This is a genomic window from Cobetia sp. PDI-23MA, assembly GCF_059507735.1.
In genome coordinates, this window is record NZ_CM183352.1 from 2,134,131 (window position 1) to 2,151,719 (window position 17,589).

The window sequence follows — 17,589 nt, forward strand, 5'->3', positions numbered from 1 at the left end:
GGCTGAGTGCCTTGTGTTCAGATGACAAGACGCCCCGCCTCGGCAATCACCGAGACGGGGCGTTTTTCTTCAAGGCTCTTGCTTCAAGGCTCTTGCTCAGAGCTCCTCTTCTTCACGGCTCTCCGTTGAAACCAGGGTCTTCTCCTGTCAGCCAACCGCCGTCGTCTGGCTGATACCGTCGCGCGCGCAGGACTGGTCGCAATGGCTGCCGTGAATGCTCAGCGCCTGCCAGGCATCGAAGGTGCTGAGATAGATGTCGCCACCCAGATTGGCCGGCAGCTCCGAGCACTTGAGGCGGTCCATCACCGGGCCCTTCACTTCACTCAGATGCAGTTGCACGCCAGCGGCGCTCAAGCGCTCATTGATGACTTCCAGGCTTTCCAGCGCCGAGGCATCGATCAGGTTGACCGCCTGACAGGCCAGCACCAGGTGCTTGAGCGAGGGGCGTTCGGCCATCAGCGCCAGCACCGTGTCTTCCAGATAGCGCGCATTGGCGAAATACAGGCTCTCGTCGATCCGCAGAATCGCAAGTTCAGGATCGGTCTCCACCTCATGGCGCTCGACATTGCGAAAGTGCTCGCTGCCCGGCACGCGCCCGACCAGCGCACTGTGCGGCTGGCTGGTGCGCTTGAGATAGAGCCCCAGCGACACGACGATACCGACGATGATGCCGCTCTCCACCCCATGCGCGAGGGTGATGATCAGCGTGACCAACAGCGCCGCACCGTCACCCTTCGAGTAGCGGAAGGTGCGTTTGATCGCCGCGAGATCGATCAGGCTGGTAGTGGCGACGATGATGATCGCCGCCAGCGTCGCGCGCGGCAGCCACGCCAGCCAGTCGGTCAGCCACAGGCTGGCGAGCAGAATGCCGATGGCGGTGAAGGCCCCCGCCAAGGGCGTGGCCGCCCCGGCATCGAAGTTGACCACCGAGCGCGACAGCCCGCCCGAGATCGGCATGCCGCCGCTGATGCCTGCCCCCATGTTGGAGACGCCCAGCGCGATCAGTTCCTTGTCGGGGTCGATGCGCTGACGGCGACGCGCGGCGAGGGTCTGGGCCAGCGCCAGCGATTCGACGAAGCCGACCACGCTGATCAAGAGTGCCGAGAGCAGAAGGCCCGACCAGTCATTGCTGACGAAGGACGGCAGGCTCAGGGTGGGCAAGCCGCCGGGCACGCTGCCGACCAGCGCCATGCCCTGTTCTCCAAATTGCAGCCCCCACGTCAGCAGGCTGGTTAGGATGACAGCGAGAATCGGTGTGGTCTTGCACAGCATGCCCGCCGCGCTCGCGCGCATCCCGAGGGCCATCAGGCCCTGCTTGAGATATCGGCGTGCCAGAATCAACCCCGCCAGGCAGCCCACCCCGATGACGAGTGTCGGCCAGTGCAGCCCCTGCCCGCCTGCCGACAGCGATTCGCCCATGGCGATCAGATTGCCGCCGCTGAGGCTCAGGCCGGTGAGGGGCCCGAGCTGACTGGCGATGATCAGAATGCCCGAGGCGGTCATGAAGCCCGAGATCACCGGGTGGCTGATGAAATTCACCAGCACTCCCAGGCGCAACAGCCCCATGGCGATCAACATCGCACCGGAGAGAAAGGCCAGCAGCAGCGCGGCGGACAGCATCTCGGGCGTGGAGAGCGCTGCGCCATCGGCGCCGCTCATGCCCGCGATCGCCGAGGCCGTCATCAGCGAGATGATCGCCACAGGCCCCACCGCCAGGGTGCTGCTGGTGCCGAACAGCGCATACAGCACCAGCGGCAACATGCTGGCATAAAGACCGACCTGCGCCGGCAGCCCCGCCAGTAGCGCATAGGCCAGCGCCTGAGGCACCAGCATGACGCTGACGATCACCGCCGCCAGCAGATCGCGCCCGAGACTGTGGCGGTCATAATGGGCAAGCCAACCCGCCAGCGGCAGCCAGCGGGCAAGCGGCGTCCCCTTTGCCTCTCGAACCGGCTCAGACATCGCGTGACGCCGGACGCGCCAGCCATTCATGGCCCTTGAGCATCAGGTTCCAGTAGATGAACGGCAGCCCCCGCGCCTTGAGCTGCCAGGCCAGGCGAGTCGGACGCGTGCCGTCATTGACCCACTTGGGGAAGGTCGGCTGCAGTTCGCCGCCGTAGCCGAATTCCGCCAGCACGATGCGGCCGTTCTCCACCGTCAGCGGGCAGGAGCCATAACCCCGATAGCCCGCCGTGAGCGCGCCACCGGTCAGTGTGGCGAGCAGATTCTCCACCACCACAGGGGACTGCTTGCGCACCGCTGCGGCAGTCTTGGCATTCGAGGTGCCGCTGACATCGCCCAGCCCGAAGATGTCTGGATGGCTCATGTGCTGCAGGGTCTCGGGGTCGAGATCCAGCCAGCCAGCGCCGTTCGCCAGCCCGGACTGTGCGATCAACGCCGGTGCCTTCTGCGGCGGCACCACATGCAGCATGTCGAAGGACTGCTCGACGATCTGCGGCTCGCCGCCCTCCTCGGCTGCCGGCACCTCGAAGCGTGCCGTCTGCGTCTCGCCATCCACTCCGACCAGGCGCTGATGGAACCTGACATCGATACCATAGCCCGCGACCGCCTCTTCCAGCGCTGGCACGTAGGCCGGCACGCCGAACATCACGCCGCCGGCGTTGTGGAAGCTGACCTCGAGCTGCGACAGCACGTTCTCGCGCTGCCAGTGATCGCAGGCCAGATACATCGCCTTCTGCGGCGCACCGGCGCACTTGATGGGCATCGGCGGCTGGGTGAAGAGCGCCTTGCCGCCCTTGAGAGACTGCACCAGCTGCCAGGTATAGGGCGCGAGATCATAGCGATAGTTGGAGGTGACGCCATTCATCCCCAGCGTCTCTTCCAGCCCCTCGATGGCGCTCCAATCCAGTTCCAGCCCGATGGCGATCACCAGGCGCTCGTAGCGCAGGCGATGGCAATTGCCAAGCGTGACTTCGTGCGCCTCGGCATCGATGCCGGTGGCGGTATCGCGATACCAGTGCACGCCCTTGGGCATCACCGAGTGCATCGGCTTGCGCGTGAATTCCGGCGTGAAGATGCCGCCACCAACCATCGTCCAGCCCGGCTGATAGCTGTGCTGCTCGGCGGGTTCGACGATGGCGATGTCCATGCCCGGCTGGCGCTTGAGCAGACTGGCCGCCACCGCGATACCGCCGGCCCCACCACCGATGATCACCACCTTGTGGGCGTTGGGTGCCAGACGGTGATTGGCGGTGCGAGTCGCCTGCGTGGCCGAATCAGCGCCCTGATTGTCACAAGGCGTCGTTGCAGAACCCGAAACTGGCGGGGTTTGTGGCGTGCTCTGGCTCATCGATAAGGCTCCCATCGCGGAAATTCGTCCATTTGAGTCACAGAATTACGTAAGCAAGCTACATAGGCAAAGCACTTCAGCAAAGCCGGCATGGCGGCCATCACAGCTGATCAAAAGGCAGATTGAGCGGAATCTTGAGATAGGCGCGCCCGTTGTCTTCCGCCGGCGGCATCTGGCCGGCGCGCATGTTCACCTGCACCGCCGGCAGCATCAGGCGCGGCATGCCAAGCCCGGCGTCACGCTTTGAACGCATATCGACGAAGGCCTGCTCATCGATGCCGTCATGCACATGGATATTGTGCTCACGCTGCTCACCCACCGACGTCTGGCAGCAGAAGCCTTCGCGTCCTTCGGCCGAATAATCATGACAAAGGAAGATGCGCGTGCTGTCAGGTAGCGAGAGCACCTTGTGGATCGAGCGATACAGCGCGCGCGCATCGCCGCCGGGGAAATCGCAGCGCGCGGTGCCGTAATCGGGCATGAACAGGGTATCGCCGACGAAGACGGCGTCGCCGATCACGTAGCTGACGCAGGCCGGCGTATGACCCGGCGTATGCAGCACGCGGCATTCAAGCCCGCCGATGGCCAGGCTGTCGCCCTCTTCCAGCAGGCGATCGAACTGGCGACCATCACGCGCGAAACCCGCCTCGGCGGCGAAGATATCGGCAAAGATGTCCTGCACTTCGCGTATGCGCGCCCCGATCGCCAGCTGACAATCCAGCTTGTCTTTCAGGTAGGCGGCCGCCGACAGGTGGTCGGCGTGAACGTGGGTCTCGAGAATCCACGCCACCTCGAGGGACTCGGCGTCGATATGCGCAAGCAAGGCATCCGCTGAGCGGGTGCTGGTGTGGCCTGCGGGATAATCGAAGTCGAGCACGGGATCGATGATCGCGCACTGACGGGACTGCGGGTCACGCACCAGGTGCGTGAAGGTATTGCTGTCTTCGTCGAAGAAGCTCTCGACCTGGGGGCGCTGTGTTGAGGTTGCCATCTTTCGACCTCCTGCTTCGCTCAAGGATTGATGCCTCAAGCCTACGCCTGCATCGTCAACAACGCAAAAAAGAATAACGTTAAAACCATAAAGAATAACAATAAGGCGATTTCAATAACCTGCTGTTCTAGCGAGATAATTTCTGAGTCGAGGCCGAGCAAGTGCGGCTGCCGGGGCGGCTCTCCCCCAAAGGTATAGCGGATGGCACGCCGCAGGGCAGATAGGCTGATATCGCCAGGTGACACGATTCACCCTTGCACTCTTTAACGATTAACCTCCGCGAATCGCTGTCTTTCCTTCACGCCTCATTGGATGAGCTACGCCATGCCACGCATTCTTCAATGGTCGATCACGGTTGCCCTCGCCGGCTTCCTGTTCGGTTTCGATACCGCCGTCATCTCGGGGGCGGATACCTCACTGCAGAGCCAATGGGGTCTCAGCGATCTCAACCACGGCCTCATCATCATGTCGATGGCCCTGTGGGGCACGGTGATCGGCGCCATCTTCGGCAACTGGCCGACCGATCGCTTCGGGCGCCGTGCCACGCTGATCGGCATCGGTATACTCTATCTCGTCTCTGCGCTGGGGTCGGCGCTGGCCACTGACCCTTATGTGTTCTCGTTCTTCCGTCTGCTGGGCGGGCTGGGCGTGGGGGCCTCGTCCGTCGCGGCGCCCATCTACATCTCGGAAATCGCACCGCGCGAGCGGCGTGGTGCGCTGGTCGGGCTCTATCAGTTCAATATCGTCTTCGGGATTCTGATCGCCTTCGTCTCCAATTACTTCATCGGCTTCACCGACGGTGAGAACTGGCGCTGGATGCTGGGCGTGGAAGCCGTGCCAGCCGCGCTCTATCTGCTGATGATCTGCAAGGTGCCGCGCAGCCCGCGCTGGCTGATCCTCAAGCGCAACGATGAAGCGGCAGCGGCGGAGGTGATCAAACAGATCAACCCCAAGGCCGATATCGCGGAAGAAATTGCCATTATCCGTGGTACGGAAAGCAAAGAGAGCGTCAAGCAACATACTCGCCTGTTCGCCTGGCGCTATCGTCTGCCGGTGCTGTTCGCCTTCCTGATCGCGGCCTTCAATCAGCTGTCCGGCATCAACTTCATCATCTACTATGCGCCGCGCATTCTGGCCGAGGCGCAGCTTGAATCCAGTGCTGCCCTGCTCTCTACGGCAGGCATCGGGGTCATCAATCTCGCCTTCACGATGCTGGGCATGTCCTTGATCGACAAGCTGGGTCGACGCACATTGATCCTGATCGGCTCTGCCGGTTATCTGCTGTCGGTGTGCCTGATTTCCTGGGCCTTCTACCTCAAGGACTTCAGTGCCTTGGGCGGTTATGGGGTCCCGATTTTGATGGCTGTCTTCATTGCGGCGCATGCCATGAGCCAGGGTACGGTGATCTGGGTGTTCATCTCTGAGATCTTCCCCAACAAGGTACGCGCCATGGGCCAGTCCTTCGGCAGCTCCGTGCACTGGGTCTTCGCGGCATTGATCGCGCTGCTGATGCCGACCATTCTCAGCCACTTCAGTGGCGGACCGGTGTTCGCCTTCTTCGCCCTGATGATGCTGCTGCAGTTGGTCTTCGTGCTGTTCTTCATGCCCGAGACCAAGGGTGTCTCCCTTGAGGAACTCCAGGGCCGTCTGATCCGCCCTTCGCGCAAGGAGAAGGAGCTGGAACAGGCCGCGGCACTCGCTTCACAGGGCAACTGAGGCTCTTGACGATCGGGCTTTGAAACCTGACTCGAATAACGCTCTCCAGACGCCGACACCCCGCCCTGTGCGGGGTGTCGGCGTTTGTGGCTCTGGCAGTCATGCCCGTCAGGAGCCCCCGCCGAGCGTCGCCTCACGACATGTGGGAGCGACACCAATGCCAGCACTCCATATGGATTGCTGCCCTTCTCCTGCGCTGACGCGCGCCAGATCGCTACGTGCAAATAGCGTGGTATCGTCGCCGGCTCAATCGCCAGCCTCATCGGCGATTTTCAGCGCCAGATATCGGGATTATTACGGATATATTCTTTGGTCTCGTCATTCTTGCCAAGCCAATTGAAACAGTGAAAAGATCGCTTCCGAAACGTTTCGGGTAACGATTTCTGCTTACCGTTACCGCCAAGGGAAAAGTGCCATGCCGCCGAACATCACACTCAAGCATCTCGCCAGCCAGCTGGGCCTGTCGGTCACGACGGTCTCACGGGCATTGGGCGGATTCGAGGATGTCAGCGCCACGACCCGTGAGCGGGTGCAGGCCTATGCCAGTGAAGTGGGCTACAAGCCCAATCAGAGCGCACGCCGCCTGAAGACAGGCCGCACCTCTTCGGTGGGCTACATCATGAACGGCGCCCAGGGCGACTTTCGTGATCAATTCAACACCCGCCTGCTGGTATCACTGGGTCAGGCGCTGCACGACGCCGCACCGGAACACGACCTCATCGTTACCACGGTACCCGAGGACCGCGACGAGCTGGATACCTACAAGCGCTTCATCGATGGCGGCAAGGTCGATTCCTTCGTGGTAGCCCGTACCCGCATTCAGGACCCGCGCGTCGACTTCCTGCTCGACAGCGGCATCCCCTTCGTCACTCACGGTCGTACCGGCCGCGCCAGCGAACACGACTGGGTCGACATCAATGCCGCCGACGGCTTCATGCGCGCCACCCGCCATCTGATTGGCCTGGGCCATCGCAATATCCTGTTCCTCAACTTCTTCAGCGACCTCTATACCGCCGTCGAACGTGAGACCGGCTATCTGCAGGCGATGCACGACGCCGGCCTCGCGCCCAGCTCGCGCCATTGCCCGCACGGCTATGCCAGCGCCTATCAGGTCGCCCATGAAGCGCTGTCCGGGGCCAACGCCCCCACCGCCTTCGTGTGTGCCAGCGACATCTTCGCCTACGGCGTGATGGAAGCGGTCAGCGCTTGCGGTCATACACCCGGCGAGGACATCGCCATCATCGGCGCCGATAACCTGCCGCCGCAGATGTACCGCCAGCCCAGCCTCAGCACCCTGGACATCTCGTTCGAGATCGTCAGTCAGGCGCTGATCGAACTGGTGCTGGCACCGCAGGAGGGCTCGCCACGCCATCGCTGCTTCGATTACGACCTGCTGCTGCGCGATACCACTGCCTGAGCACACATGCCTGAGCACACAGGACCATCGACTGACCTCACGACGCCAGACGCCTGACCGCCAAACGCCAGAACGTGGTCAGCGTGACGCCAGAAAAACAATACCCGATCGGGGAGACCTCCATGCGCAAGATGCCAACCGCCCTCGCTTTGCTGGCGCTGCTGGGCACTACGTCCGCCCTCGCTGACATCACCTTCTTCAGCACCCAGGCCAGACCGCTGGAAGAGGCTCAGCAGATGCGCGAGATCGCGCTGGCACCCTACGCCGAGGCTATCAATTACATGCCGCAGGAGACAGGCACCTTCCTGTCGCGTCTCGAGGCGGAGAAGACCAGCCCCGATGGCGCGCTGGATCTGCTCGGCGGGCTGCACGGCGAACTGGGGTCGCTGACGCCCAGTATTCTGACGCCGCTGAATGACCTGCAAGGCTCGCTTGCGGACACTGGCATCAGCAAGCAGTACATGACGCTGGGCAAGCTGGGCGGCGACCAGCAGCGCTACATTCCGTGGATGCAGGCGACCTACATCATGGCCGCCAACCGCAAGGCGCTGCCCTACCTGCCCGAAGGCGCTGACCTGAACGCGCTGAGCTATGACGAGCTGCTGGCCTGGGGCCGCAACATGCAGGAGGCCACCGGCAGCCCCAAGCTGGGCTTCCCGGCCGGTCGCAAGGGGCTGATCCACCGCTTCCTGGAAGGCTATCTCTACCCGTCCTTCACTCACTCGGTGGTGCGTGAGTTCCGCAGCGATGACGCCGTGGCCATGTGGCAGAAGTTTCGCGAGATCTGGGCGGTGACCAATCCGCGCTCCACCGCCTACGGCTTCATGCAGGAACCGCTGCTCAATGGCGAGGTGTGGGTCGCCTTCGATCACACCGCGCGCCTCAAGGATGCCTTCAACAAGCAGCCGGATCAGTACGTGGCCTTCCCGGCCCCTGCCGGCCCAAGCGGACGCGGCTACATGCCGGTGGTCGCTGGCCTGGCGGTACCCGCCAATGCCACGAATCCCGATGCCTCGCGCAGGCTGATCCGCTATCTGATGACGCCGGAAGCCCAGATTCGCACCCTACGGGCCACCAACTTCTTCCCGGTGGTGGAAGCCGAGCTTCCCGATGACCTGCCCGCCAGCATTCGCATGTCCGGCAAGGCGGTCGCGGCCCAGTCCTCCGCCGACGACGCCGTGCTCTCGCTGCTGCCCAGCGGCCTGGGCCAGCAGTCGGGCCTGTTCAACAAGATCTACCGCGATGCCTTCGTGCAGATCGTACTGCGCGACGCCGACATCGAGGAGACGCTGGATATCCTCGCCCCGCGCCTGCAGACGCTGATCAACACATCAGGCGCAGGCTGCTGGCTCCCGGATCCCCCCAGCGACGGCCCCTGCCCGGTCAAGTAAGCCGCTGGCGCCAGAACGCAACACTCAAGAACGCAGCACTCGCAACACTCGCAACACAGCAGCAACAACGCCCCCCCGACGGGTCGCCACGACGGTACGCCAACCCCTGTCATGCCGACCCAGTGCCACCAAACCATTCCGACAAGCTATCACAACAACGCCAAAGGTGAGCAAAGATGAAGCACGATCGCTGGCTACCTTATTACCTGATCGCCCCCAGCCTGCTGTTCATGGGTGCCTTCTTTCTCTATCCGTTCATCCAGATCTTCGCCGAGGCCTTCACCAGCAGTGATGGCAACGTGGGCCTGGCCAACTTCACGCGCATCTATCAGGACTTCAACTTCTGGCCGTCACTCAAGAACACCCTGCTGCTGACCGGGGTCGTGGTACCGCTGCAGCTGGTGCTGGCCATCGGCATGGCGCTGATGGTCACCAGGATGAACAAGGGCCGCGACAGCATCCTCTACATCTGGACCATCCCGCTGGGCATCTCCGATCTGGCCGCCGGCATCATCTGGCTGGCGATCCTCGAGCAGTTCGGCTTCCTCAACAGCTTTTTGAGCGCGGTCAGCGTAATCGATGCGCCGGCGTCCTGGCTCAACTATCAGAATGCCTTCGCGCTGTTCCTGGCCGTGGTGGTCGCCGAGATCTGGCGCGGTACCGCCATCGTGCTGGTGATCCTGGTATCGGGCATGGGGCTGATCCCCAAGGAATATGACGAGGCCGGTCAGGTGTTCGGCGCCAGCTACTGGCAGCGCCTGTGGAAGATCACCCTGCCGATGTTGCGCCCCAGCATCCAGTCGGCGCTGATTCTGCGCACCCTGCTGGCACTCGAGGTCTTCGCGGTAGTGATGATGCTGGGCGGCAGTGACATGCCGGTACTGATGAGCGAGACCTTCGACTGGCAGTTCCTCTACCAGCAGACAGGTGCCGCTGCAGCCTACGCAGTGTTGATCATGCTGATCTCGGTGGTCATCACCGGCTTCTACATCAAGTTCCTCAATGTGCCGAAGGAGGCCCGCTGATGAAATCCTCTTCTTCCGAGGCCGTCATGCCGTCATCGCTTTCGTCACGCGCAAGCGCCTCCTTAGCCGATTCCTCAAGCCAGCTGGCGCAGACCGCCCACAAGCCACGTCGCAATGACATGGCCTGGAGATGGCTGTTCCGGGCCGGTGTCTCGATCCTGGTGCTGTGGGTGCTGGTGCCCATCGCCCTGCTGATGCTCAACAGCGTCAGCACGCCGGAGCAGATCACCGGCTGGCCCAAGACCCTGACCCCGGCGCTGAGCTTCGAGACCCTCGACTTCTTCTGGCACTACCAGGGCGTGATCAGCGCACTGGGCAACTCGCTGCTGGCCGCCGTCTTCACCATGGTGATCGCCATCGTGCTCGGCGCGCCGGCAGGCTATGCGCTGGCCCGCTTCGTGTTCCCGGGCATGAATGCCTACCGCATGATCATCATCCTGTCGCGGGCCTTCCCGATGCCGCTGCTGGCGCTGCCGCTGGCCGTCATCTTCATCCAGGTCGGCATCGATGACTCCATCCTGGGTCTGGCGATGGTGCACGCCACCCTGGCACTGCCGTTTGCGGTGCTGATCACCTCCAGCCTGTTCATGGGCATTCCGGTGGAACTCGAGGAAGCCGCCTGGTTGATGGGCTGCAACCGCTGGCAGGCCTTCCGCCGCGTGGTACTGCCGCTGGCCGCGCCGGGCATCACCGCCTCGGCCGTGTTCGCCTTCGTGATCTCGTGGAACGAGGTGTTCGCCTCGGCGATTCTCACCGTCGAGAACCGCACCCTGACCGCCTTCCTGGTGCAGAGCCTTTCCGAGTCACCTGCCGAGATCAAGTATGCCGGTGGTCTGATTCTGGTCGTCCCGGCGCTGCTGTTCCTGTTCGCGATCAGGAAGTACCTGTTCAGCATGTGGGGCATTTCCAACCGCTAACGTACGCCCGCTCATCAGGCCAATGACCGGCGGCGATCCTCATCGTCTCTCGCAAGCGAGTTCACTTCCTCGCCGCCGCTCTCGATCAAAGGAGTCAGACCATGTCAGCCATCCAAATCAGCGCCGTAAGCAAGCAGTTCGGCAAGCAGGAAATCCTCAAGTCCATCGATCTCGAGATCCGCGACAAGGAATTCACCGTGCTGCTCGGTCCATCCGGCTGCGGCAAATCGACTCTGCTGCGCATCATCGCGGGGCTGGAATACGAGAGCAGCGGCTCGATCCGCATCGGCGAGCGTGAGATCACCTCGCTGGCACCGCGCGATCGTCGCATCGCGATGGTGTTCCAGAACTACGCCGTCTTCCCGCACATGACCGTGGCGGAGAACATCGCCTTCGGTCTGCGCGTGCGTAAGGACAGCGAGGCGCATATCCAGCGCAAGGTGAAGGAAACTGCCGCACTGATGCATATCGAGGACCGCCTCGATCACTACTCCGGTCAGCTCTCCGGCGGTCAGCGTCAGCGTGTCGCGGTAGCGCGCGCCCTGGCGACGGAGCCGGAAGTGCTGCTGATGGATGAGCCGCTCTCGAATCTGGATGCCCTGCTGCGTCTGGAGATGCGCGCCGAGCTCAAGACCATCCTCGCCGCCTCCGACACCACCACCATCTACGTGACCCACGACCAGGTCGAGGCCATGAGCTTGGCGGACCGTATCGCGGTCATGAAGGGTGGCCAGATCGAGCAGTACGCGCCGCCCTCCGAGATCTACCACTACCCGGCGACCGAATTCGTCGGCAGCTTCATCGGCAACCCGCCGATGAACTTCATTCCGCCGGATGCACGCTGGAATCACCCGACCCGCTCCGAGCAATCGAGCCAGCAGGTGCACAAGTGCGGTATCCGCCCCGAGGACTTCGAGGTGCGCTTCGAGCCCACCGAGAGCTTCGCCCCGGTGCGCGTACTGGTCTCGGAATTGCTGGGATCGCACAAGCAGCTGACCGCGCGTTTCGGTGACGAGATGATTCGCGTCAACGTGCCGAGCGATCTCGAAGTCGGCAATGGCGGCGATATCCACATCCGCCCGCTGGCCGAGAAGGTGCGCTTCTACGACCACAGCGGCCACCTGATGTCGGCGTAAGAGCGCCGCGCACCTGACAGACAGTTGCCGGGCAATCTGCAACACCCGGCAAGCCGCCCGTGCTGCTTGCCGGACACGACACTGATTGACGACTGCTCACTTGCGATCAGTCGCTGACAGCCAGTCACTGATGACCATTCTCTCACAGCCCTTTTGTGACAGTCCTTTTGTAACTACACCGCGACCCACGACGGAGCCGACTCACATGAATGCCAAGCTCGACGCGCTCAGCGCTCACGACGTTCTCAAGCTCAACGACCTGGGCGGCTACACCGTGCCCACGCGTGGCCTCTATCCCTTCCAGTGGAACTGGGACGCCGCCATCACCGCGCTGGGATGGCTGGCCGCCGGTGACGAAGCGCGTGCCTGGCGTGAGGTTGAGCGCCTGCTGGAAGGTCAGTGGGACAACGGCATGGTGCCGCACATCGTCTTCCACGGTGACGCGGAAACCTACTTCCCGGGGCCGGAAGTCTGGGGCGTCAAGCATAGCCCGTCGACCAGCGCCATCTCCCAGCCGCCGGTGCTGGCCAGCGTCATGAAGCTGCTGTTCGAGGAAGGCCGTGATCGCCGGCTTGCCGAGGAAAAGCTGGTCGCCACCCTGCCCGGCGTCATCCGCTACCACCTGTGGTTCTACCGCGATCGTGATCCGGAACATACCGGCCGCGTGTGCAGCTATCATCCGTGGGAATCGGGCATGGACAACAGCCCCCAGTGGGATGGCCCGCTGGCTGGCGTGCCGCCGGTCGATGCCGAATACGTGCGTCGCGATACCGGGCTGGTCGATCCGTCCGAGCGCCCGCACAAGTACGAATACGATCGCTACATCTATCTGGTGAAGTTCTTCCAGCAGAACGAGCACGACGCCGAGGTGCTGTATCGCGACTGCCCGTACCGCGTCGAGGACATCAGCCTGATCTCCATCCTGCACCGTGGCACGCGCGACCTGATCGCGCTGTGCGAAGAGGATGCCGCCGGTCTGGGTCTGGTCAACACCCACGGCGAGGCGCTCTTCAGCCTCAAGCAGTCGTTGGCGCGCACCGAGGAAGGCGTGCAGGCGCTGTGGAGCGATGAGCTGGGCTGCTTCCTGAGCCGTGATGCGCGTGCCAACGTGCTGCTGGAGCACATCACCACCGCCGGTATCCTGCCGCTGTTCGCCGGGGTCGCAAGCGGCGCCCAGGCACAGCGCATGGGCGGTCTGCTCGAGGAATGGCTGGAACAGGCGCCCTTCGGTGTCGCCTCTACCCATCCGGCCAGCACCCGCTTCGAGCCCAAGCGTTACTGGCGCGGACCGAGCTGGTTGCACATCAACTGGATGCTGGGCACCGGCTGCGAGGAATATGGCATGTCCCGCGAGGCCGACCAGATCAAGCAAGCAAGCCAGAAGTGCGTCGAGGCCGCCGGCTACTACGAATACTTCAACTCGGTGACCGGCGAAGGCTGTGGCGGCCGCGACTTCTCCTGGACCGCGGCGATGGACCTCTACTGGCTCAACCCGCTGGAAAGCTTCACCGCCAGCAAGGCCGCAGCCGGCGTCGTGGAGACTTCCTGATGACTCAGCACGCCTCTCAGCAAGCCTCACCACTGGCGCAGGCACCGCAAAAGGCACCGCTGTCATGCCAGGCAGTACCGCCCATGCCGGCAACGTTCGCCAGCCGCGACTTTCTGGGTGAGCATATCCGCTCGATCATGGACTTCTATCTGCCCAAGGCTATAGACCATGAGCGCGGTGGCTACTTCCAGGCTTGGCGCGACGACGGTACGGTGTATGCGCCCACGGCGCGTCATCTGGTCAGCAGCACGCGGATGGTCTTCAACTTCGCGATGGAATATCTGCGCAACGGTGATGAGCAATGTCTCGCCGCGACCCGTCACGGCATCGACTACCTGCGCGATGTCCATCTCGATCCGCAGACCGGTGGCTATCTGTGGTCGCTGAGCGAGCAAGGCGAGGCAGACCACACCAACCAGTGCTACGGCCTAGCGTTCGTGATGCTGGCCTATGCGACGGCCTGGCGTGCCGGCATCGAGGAGGCTCGCGGCTGGCTCGAGGAGACCCGCGCGCTGATGGAAGACAGGTTCTGGTCACCGGAGGCAGGACTCTATGCCGACGAGGCCAGCGCCGATTGGCAGACACTGTCGGACTATCGTGGCCAGAACGCCAACATGCATGCCTGTGAAGCCATGCTGGCCGCCTTCGAGGCCACCGACGAGGCGCACTATCTGGAACGGGCCATGACCCTGGCCAGCAACATCTGCCAGCGTCAGGCCGCCAAGGCCGATGGCCTGATCTGGGAGCATTACGATCGCGACTGGAACGTCGACTGGGACTACAACCGCGACGACCCCAAGAACCTCTACCGCCCGTGGGGCTTCCAGCCGGGTCACCTGACGGAATGGGCCAAGCTGTTGCTGATGCTCAAGCGTCATCGCGATGACGACTGGCTGCTGCCGACCACGCAGCGTCTGTTCGATACCGCCTTGGATCTGGCTTGGGACAGCGAACGCGGTGGCATCTACTACGGCTTCGCGCCGGACGGCACCATCTGCGATGACGACAAGTACTTCTGGGTGCAGGCCGAGAGCCTGGTGGCCGCGGCGCTGCTGCACGAGGCCACTGGTGATTCACACTACGCCGAGTGGTACGAGCGCCTGTGGGGCTATGCCTGGCAGCACTTCATCGACCACCAGCACGGCGCCTGGTATCGCCTGCTGAATGCCGACAACCAGCGCTTCGATGACCTGAAGAGCTCGCCCGGGGCCAAGTGTGACTATCACAGCCTGGGCGCCTGCCATGAGCTGTTGCGCGTGATCACCGGCGACTGAGCCCTGTCGCACTGCCGACCGCACCACCCGACACCCCGCCTTGTGCGGGGTGTCGGCGTCTGGAGACCTTCACTGCCTGTCATCGCCTGCCAGCCCGCTCTATTTATTCGTACACCTATCATGTTTCTTTAGAGCACCGCTCCTGACAATACTGGATTGCGCTGACCGCCCCGGCAGAGGGCGGCAGCCGACAGCCGCGGGCATGCCCCGAGGCGCTGCATCCAGCCGTTTCAAAAGCTTCAGAAACTACAATAACAAGCGGAGTCCCACATGCCCCTTTCTCAACTCCTGGACTGGCGGTTGCACCTGCTGGTCGTGGTGCTGTCTCTCGGCGCCGAACTGATCGGTATTCTCAAGTTCCCGCTCGGCCCCGGCACCTTGCTGCTGTTGCCGCTGTTCTATGCCTTCATTGCCGCCGTACTGTGCAATCCGCACCTGTTCAGTGGTACCAGGCGCTTCATCCCGCCGGTGGTCAGCGCGGCGGCAGGGCCGGTCATCCTGCTGTCGATCATGCCGTTCATCGCCCGTTTCGGTTCCACCATCGGCCCGGCCATCGAGCAGCTGATCTCGGCGGGTCCGGCGCTGATCCTGCAGGAGCTGGGCAATCTGGGCACCATGCTGATCGCGATGCCGATCGCGGTGGTGGTGCTCAAGATGGGCCGCGAGGCGATCGGTGCGACCTACTCCATCGCGCGTGAACCCAATATCGCGATCATCTCCGACAAATACGGCCTCAAGGGCCCGGAAGGCGTCGGCGTGATGGGCGTCTATGTCGTGGGCACCATGTTCGGCACCCTGTGGTTTGCGCTGATGGCGGGCTATCTGACCTCACTGGACATCTTCGATCCTCGTGCGCTGGCCATGGCCTGCGGTGTCGGCAGCGGCAGCATGGTGGCGGCGTGTTCCGGCGCCATCGCCGGTGCCCTGCCGGAGATGGGCGAAGAGCTGCTGGCCTTCGCCGGCGCCAGCAACCTGCTGACCTATGCCACCGGCCTCTACGTCTCGCTGTTCATCGCCCTGCCGGTCGCGGAGCGCCTGTTCCGCTTCTTCAGCCGCAAGCGATCCCGCAGCGAAGACGCCATGAATGACGAGGAAGCCAAGCTCGCCTCCGAGGCACTGGCTGAAGACCGCCCGGAAAACCAGCTGGGCAAGACGGCCATGGTCGTCGCGGCTGTCTGCGTGGTCGGCTGGGTGGTCAACACCATCAATGGTGCCAGCCTGATCGACGCCGCCCCCGGCATGCTGATCCTGTACGTGATGACCATGCTCGGTCTGCTGGTCGCCCGCATCATGCCCTTCTATCTGCCGGCCATCGCCTGGGTGTCGCTGGTCAGCATCCTGATGACACTGCCGTGGTTCCCGGGCAGCGGCTGGATCACTGAGCAGCTGGGCTTCGTCAACTTCCTCGCCATCGTCACGCCGGTACTCGGCTATGCGGGTCTGGCGCTCAGCAAGCGCGAGTTCAGCATGTTCCGCCAGGCGGGCTGGAAACTGGTGATCATCTCGCTGCTGGTCTTCACTGGCACCTATATCGGCTCGGCGGTCGTGGCACAGGCACTGCTCTGATCACGCTAGCTTCGCCCTTTGCATCTCACCTTGCTTTCCCCTTCTCATCACTTTCACGCCGGCACTCCAGGGTGCCGGTTTCCACAGGAATTCAGCATGCAACTACCCGACAAGATCGACGAGGCACTGCTGCGCAGCTGGCGTCATGAGTTTCATCAGCATCCCGAGACAGCCTTCGAGGAGCACCGCACCTCGGCGCGCGTCGCCGAGATCCTGCGTGCGGCAGGCCTGGAAGTCACCACGGGACTCGCCGAGACCGGCGTGATCGCGGTACTCGATGGCAAGCTGGGCAAGGGCCAGACCATCGGCCTGCGCGCCGACATGGATGCGCTGGATGTCACCGAGGCCAACGCCGTCTCACATTGCTCGCACACACCGGGCAAGATGCATGCCTGCGGTCATGATGGCCATACCACCATGCTGCTGGGCGCGGCCTGTGAACTGGCGCGCGACCCTGACTTTGCCGGCCGCGTGGTGTTCGTGTTCCAGCCGGCCGAGGAGAACGAAGGCGGCGGCCGCCGCATGGTCGAGGATGGCCTGTTCGAGCAGTTCCCGATGGACGCCATCTATGGCCTGCACAACTGGCCGGGGCTGGCACTCGGCGAGGCGGCGGTGCATGAAGAGGCGGTGATGGCGGCCTTCGATGTCTTCACCCTGACCCTGAGCGGTCACGGCTGCCACGCCGCCATGCCGCATCTGGGCAAGGACACCATCCTGGCGGCCTGTCAGCTGGTGACTCAGCTGCAGGGGCTGATCAGCCGCGAGACGCCGGCACACCAGACCGCGATTCTCAGCATTACCCAGTTCCATGCCGGCGATGCCTTCAACGTGATGCCGGAAGAGGTCGAGCTGCGCGGTACCCTGCGCTGCTTCGACCCGGCACTGCGCGCGCATCTGCAGCAGCGCTTCCATGACGCCGTCGATGCCATGGCGACCTTCCACTGTCTCAAGGTCAACTTCGACTATCAGCCGCGCTATCCCGCGACCCTGAATGCGCCCGGCCATGCCGAACGCTGTGCCAGCGTTCTCGAGCAGCTGCCGAGCATCCAGCGGGTCCATCGTGATCTGCCGCCCTCGATGGCCTCGGAAGACTTCGCCTATCTGCTGCAGGAATGCCCGGGCGCCTATATCTGGCTGGGCAACGGTGAAGACAGCGCCTCGTTGCACAACCCGCACTACGACTTCAATGATGCTGCCACGCCCATCGGCGTCAGCTACTGGACATCGCTGGTGCGTCAGCTGCTGGCCGTTGGCGGATAGCGCATGGCTGCGATGAAGCTCTGACGAACCATCACCA

General features: G+C 63.2%; 13 protein-coding genes and 1 pseudogene. 10 read left to right on the top strand and 4 right to left on the bottom strand.

The features are described 5' to 3' along the window. Nucleotides 1–147 precede the first annotated feature (147 nt). The 4 genes from AC5WNJ_RS09040 to AC5WNJ_RS09055 all read right to left on the bottom strand — a co-directional run bounded on the left by AC5WNJ_RS09040 (nt 148) and on the right by AC5WNJ_RS09055 (nt 4,546). Nucleotides 148–1,962: a SulP family inorganic anion transporter gene (locus AC5WNJ_RS09040; RefSeq protein ID WP_153635893.1), complete on the bottom strand. Its 1,815-nt coding sequence runs from the start codon at nt 1,960–1,962 to the stop codon at nt 148–150. Beyond that, nucleotides 1,955–3,310 carry an NAD(P)/FAD-dependent oxidoreductase gene (locus AC5WNJ_RS09045; RefSeq protein ID WP_153635894.1) on the bottom strand — a complete coding sequence of 452 codons (1,356 nt, stop codon included), beginning with the start codon at nt 3,308–3,310 and terminating at the stop codon, nt 1,955–1,957. Before AC5WNJ_RS09045 ends, AC5WNJ_RS09040 begins: the two co-directional genes overlap by 8 nt. A gap of 100 nt (nt 3,311–3,410) precedes the next feature. Continuing rightward, nucleotides 3,411–4,301: an MBL fold metallo-hydrolase gene (locus AC5WNJ_RS09050; RefSeq protein WP_153635895.1), complete on the bottom strand. Its 891-nt coding sequence runs from the start codon at nt 4,299–4,301 to the stop codon at nt 3,411–3,413. A 41-nt stretch (nt 4,302–4,342) separates the two neighbouring features. Continuing rightward, a complete protein-coding gene (locus AC5WNJ_RS09055) occupies nt 4,343–4,546 on the bottom strand; it encodes a hypothetical protein (protein ID WP_153635896.1) in 204 nt (67 codons plus the stop codon). Between the two features lie 61 nt (nt 4,547–4,607). Between AC5WNJ_RS09055 and AC5WNJ_RS09060 the strand changes: the two are divergent. The 10 genes and pseudogenes from AC5WNJ_RS09060 to AC5WNJ_RS09105 form a co-directional block, all read left to right on the top strand. Next, nucleotides 4,608–6,017 (top strand): annotated as a pseudogene (locus AC5WNJ_RS09060) (sugar porter family MFS transporter); the annotation flags it as partial. Between the two features lie 415 nt (nt 6,018–6,432). Next, entirely contained in the window at nt 6,433–7,434 is a 1,002-nt protein-coding gene (locus AC5WNJ_RS09065; RefSeq protein ID WP_153635898.1) for a substrate-binding domain-containing protein, read from the top strand. A gap of 122 nt (nt 7,435–7,556) precedes the next feature. Continuing rightward, on the top strand, nt 7,557–8,825 hold the full coding sequence (locus AC5WNJ_RS09070) for an ABC transporter substrate-binding protein (RefSeq protein WP_225346713.1): 1,269 nt from the start codon (nt 7,557–7,559) through the stop codon (nt 8,823–8,825). A 176-nt stretch (nt 8,826–9,001) separates the two neighbouring features. Continuing rightward, the gene (locus AC5WNJ_RS09075) at nt 9,002–9,850 is read left to right on the top strand and encodes a carbohydrate ABC transporter permease (protein WP_192838913.1); all 849 of its coding nucleotides are present in this window, start codon (nt 9,002–9,004) and stop codon (nt 9,848–9,850) included. Then, nucleotides 9,850–10,767, top strand: coding sequence for a carbohydrate ABC transporter permease (locus tag AC5WNJ_RS09080; RefSeq protein WP_197738653.1), 918 nt, complete (start codon nt 9,850–9,852; stop codon nt 10,765–10,767). The genes AC5WNJ_RS09075 and AC5WNJ_RS09080 overlap by 1 nt, the downstream gene beginning before the upstream one ends. A gap of 101 nt (nt 10,768–10,868) precedes the next feature. Then, nucleotides 10,869–11,903, top strand: a complete 1,035-nt coding sequence (locus AC5WNJ_RS09085; protein WP_495929413.1) for an ABC transporter ATP-binding protein — start codon at nt 10,869–10,871, stop codon at nt 11,901–11,903. A gap of 205 nt (nt 11,904–12,108) precedes the next feature. Beyond that, on the top strand, nt 12,109–13,452 hold the full coding sequence (locus tag AC5WNJ_RS09090; RefSeq protein WP_225346715.1) for an MGH1-like glycoside hydrolase domain-containing protein: 1,344 nt from the start codon (nt 12,109–12,111) through the stop codon (nt 13,450–13,452). After that, a complete protein-coding gene (locus AC5WNJ_RS09095) occupies nt 13,452–14,726 on the top strand; it encodes an AGE family epimerase/isomerase (RefSeq protein WP_318527656.1) in 1,275 nt (424 codons plus the stop codon). Before AC5WNJ_RS09090 ends, AC5WNJ_RS09095 begins: the two co-directional genes overlap by 1 nt. Nucleotides 14,727–14,996: 270 nt before the next feature. Continuing rightward, a complete protein-coding gene (locus AC5WNJ_RS09100; protein ID WP_153635903.1) occupies nt 14,997–16,292 on the top strand; it encodes a DUF3100 domain-containing protein in 1,296 nt (431 codons plus the stop codon). A 96-nt stretch (nt 16,293–16,388) separates the two neighbouring features. Next, nucleotides 16,389–17,552, top strand: a complete 1,164-nt coding sequence (locus tag AC5WNJ_RS09105) for a M20 aminoacylase family protein (protein WP_153635904.1) — start codon at nt 16,389–16,391, stop codon at nt 17,550–17,552. Nucleotides 17,553–17,589 lie beyond the last annotated feature (37 nt).

Excerpts from the sequence above, each read along its gene's own strand:
- AC5WNJ_RS09040 (WP_153635893.1), bottom strand. The coding sequence starts at position 1,962 with ATGTCTGAGCCGGTTCGAGAGGCAAAGGGGACGCCGCTTGCCCGCTGG.
- AC5WNJ_RS09045 (WP_153635894.1), bottom strand. The coding sequence starts at position 3,310 with ATGAGCCAGAGCACGCCACAAACCCCGCCAGTTTCGGGTTCTGCAACG.
- AC5WNJ_RS09050 (WP_153635895.1), bottom strand. The coding sequence starts at position 4,301 with ATGGCAACCTCAACACAGCGCCCCCAGGTCGAGAGCTTCTTCGACGAA.
- AC5WNJ_RS09065 (WP_153635898.1), top strand. The coding sequence starts at position 6,433 with ATGCCGCCGAACATCACACTCAAGCATCTCGCCAGCCAGCTGGGCCTG.
- AC5WNJ_RS09070 (WP_225346713.1), top strand. The coding sequence starts at position 7,557 with ATGCGCAAGATGCCAACCGCCCTCGCTTTGCTGGCGCTGCTGGGCACT.
- AC5WNJ_RS09075 (WP_192838913.1), top strand. The coding sequence starts at position 9,002 with ATGAAGCACGATCGCTGGCTACCTTATTACCTGATCGCCCCCAGCCTG.
- AC5WNJ_RS09080 (WP_197738653.1), top strand. The coding sequence starts at position 9,850 with ATGAAATCCTCTTCTTCCGAGGCCGTCATGCCGTCATCGCTTTCGTCA.
- AC5WNJ_RS09085 (WP_495929413.1), top strand. The coding sequence starts at position 10,869 with ATGTCAGCCATCCAAATCAGCGCCGTAAGCAAGCAGTTCGGCAAGCAG.
- AC5WNJ_RS09090 (WP_225346715.1), top strand. The coding sequence starts at position 12,109 with ATGAATGCCAAGCTCGACGCGCTCAGCGCTCACGACGTTCTCAAGCTC.
- AC5WNJ_RS09095 (WP_318527656.1), top strand. The coding sequence starts at position 13,452 with ATGACTCAGCACGCCTCTCAGCAAGCCTCACCACTGGCGCAGGCACCG.
- AC5WNJ_RS09100 (WP_153635903.1), top strand. The coding sequence starts at position 14,997 with ATGCCCCTTTCTCAACTCCTGGACTGGCGGTTGCACCTGCTGGTCGTG.
- AC5WNJ_RS09105 (WP_153635904.1), top strand. The coding sequence starts at position 16,389 with ATGCAACTACCCGACAAGATCGACGAGGCACTGCTGCGCAGCTGGCGT.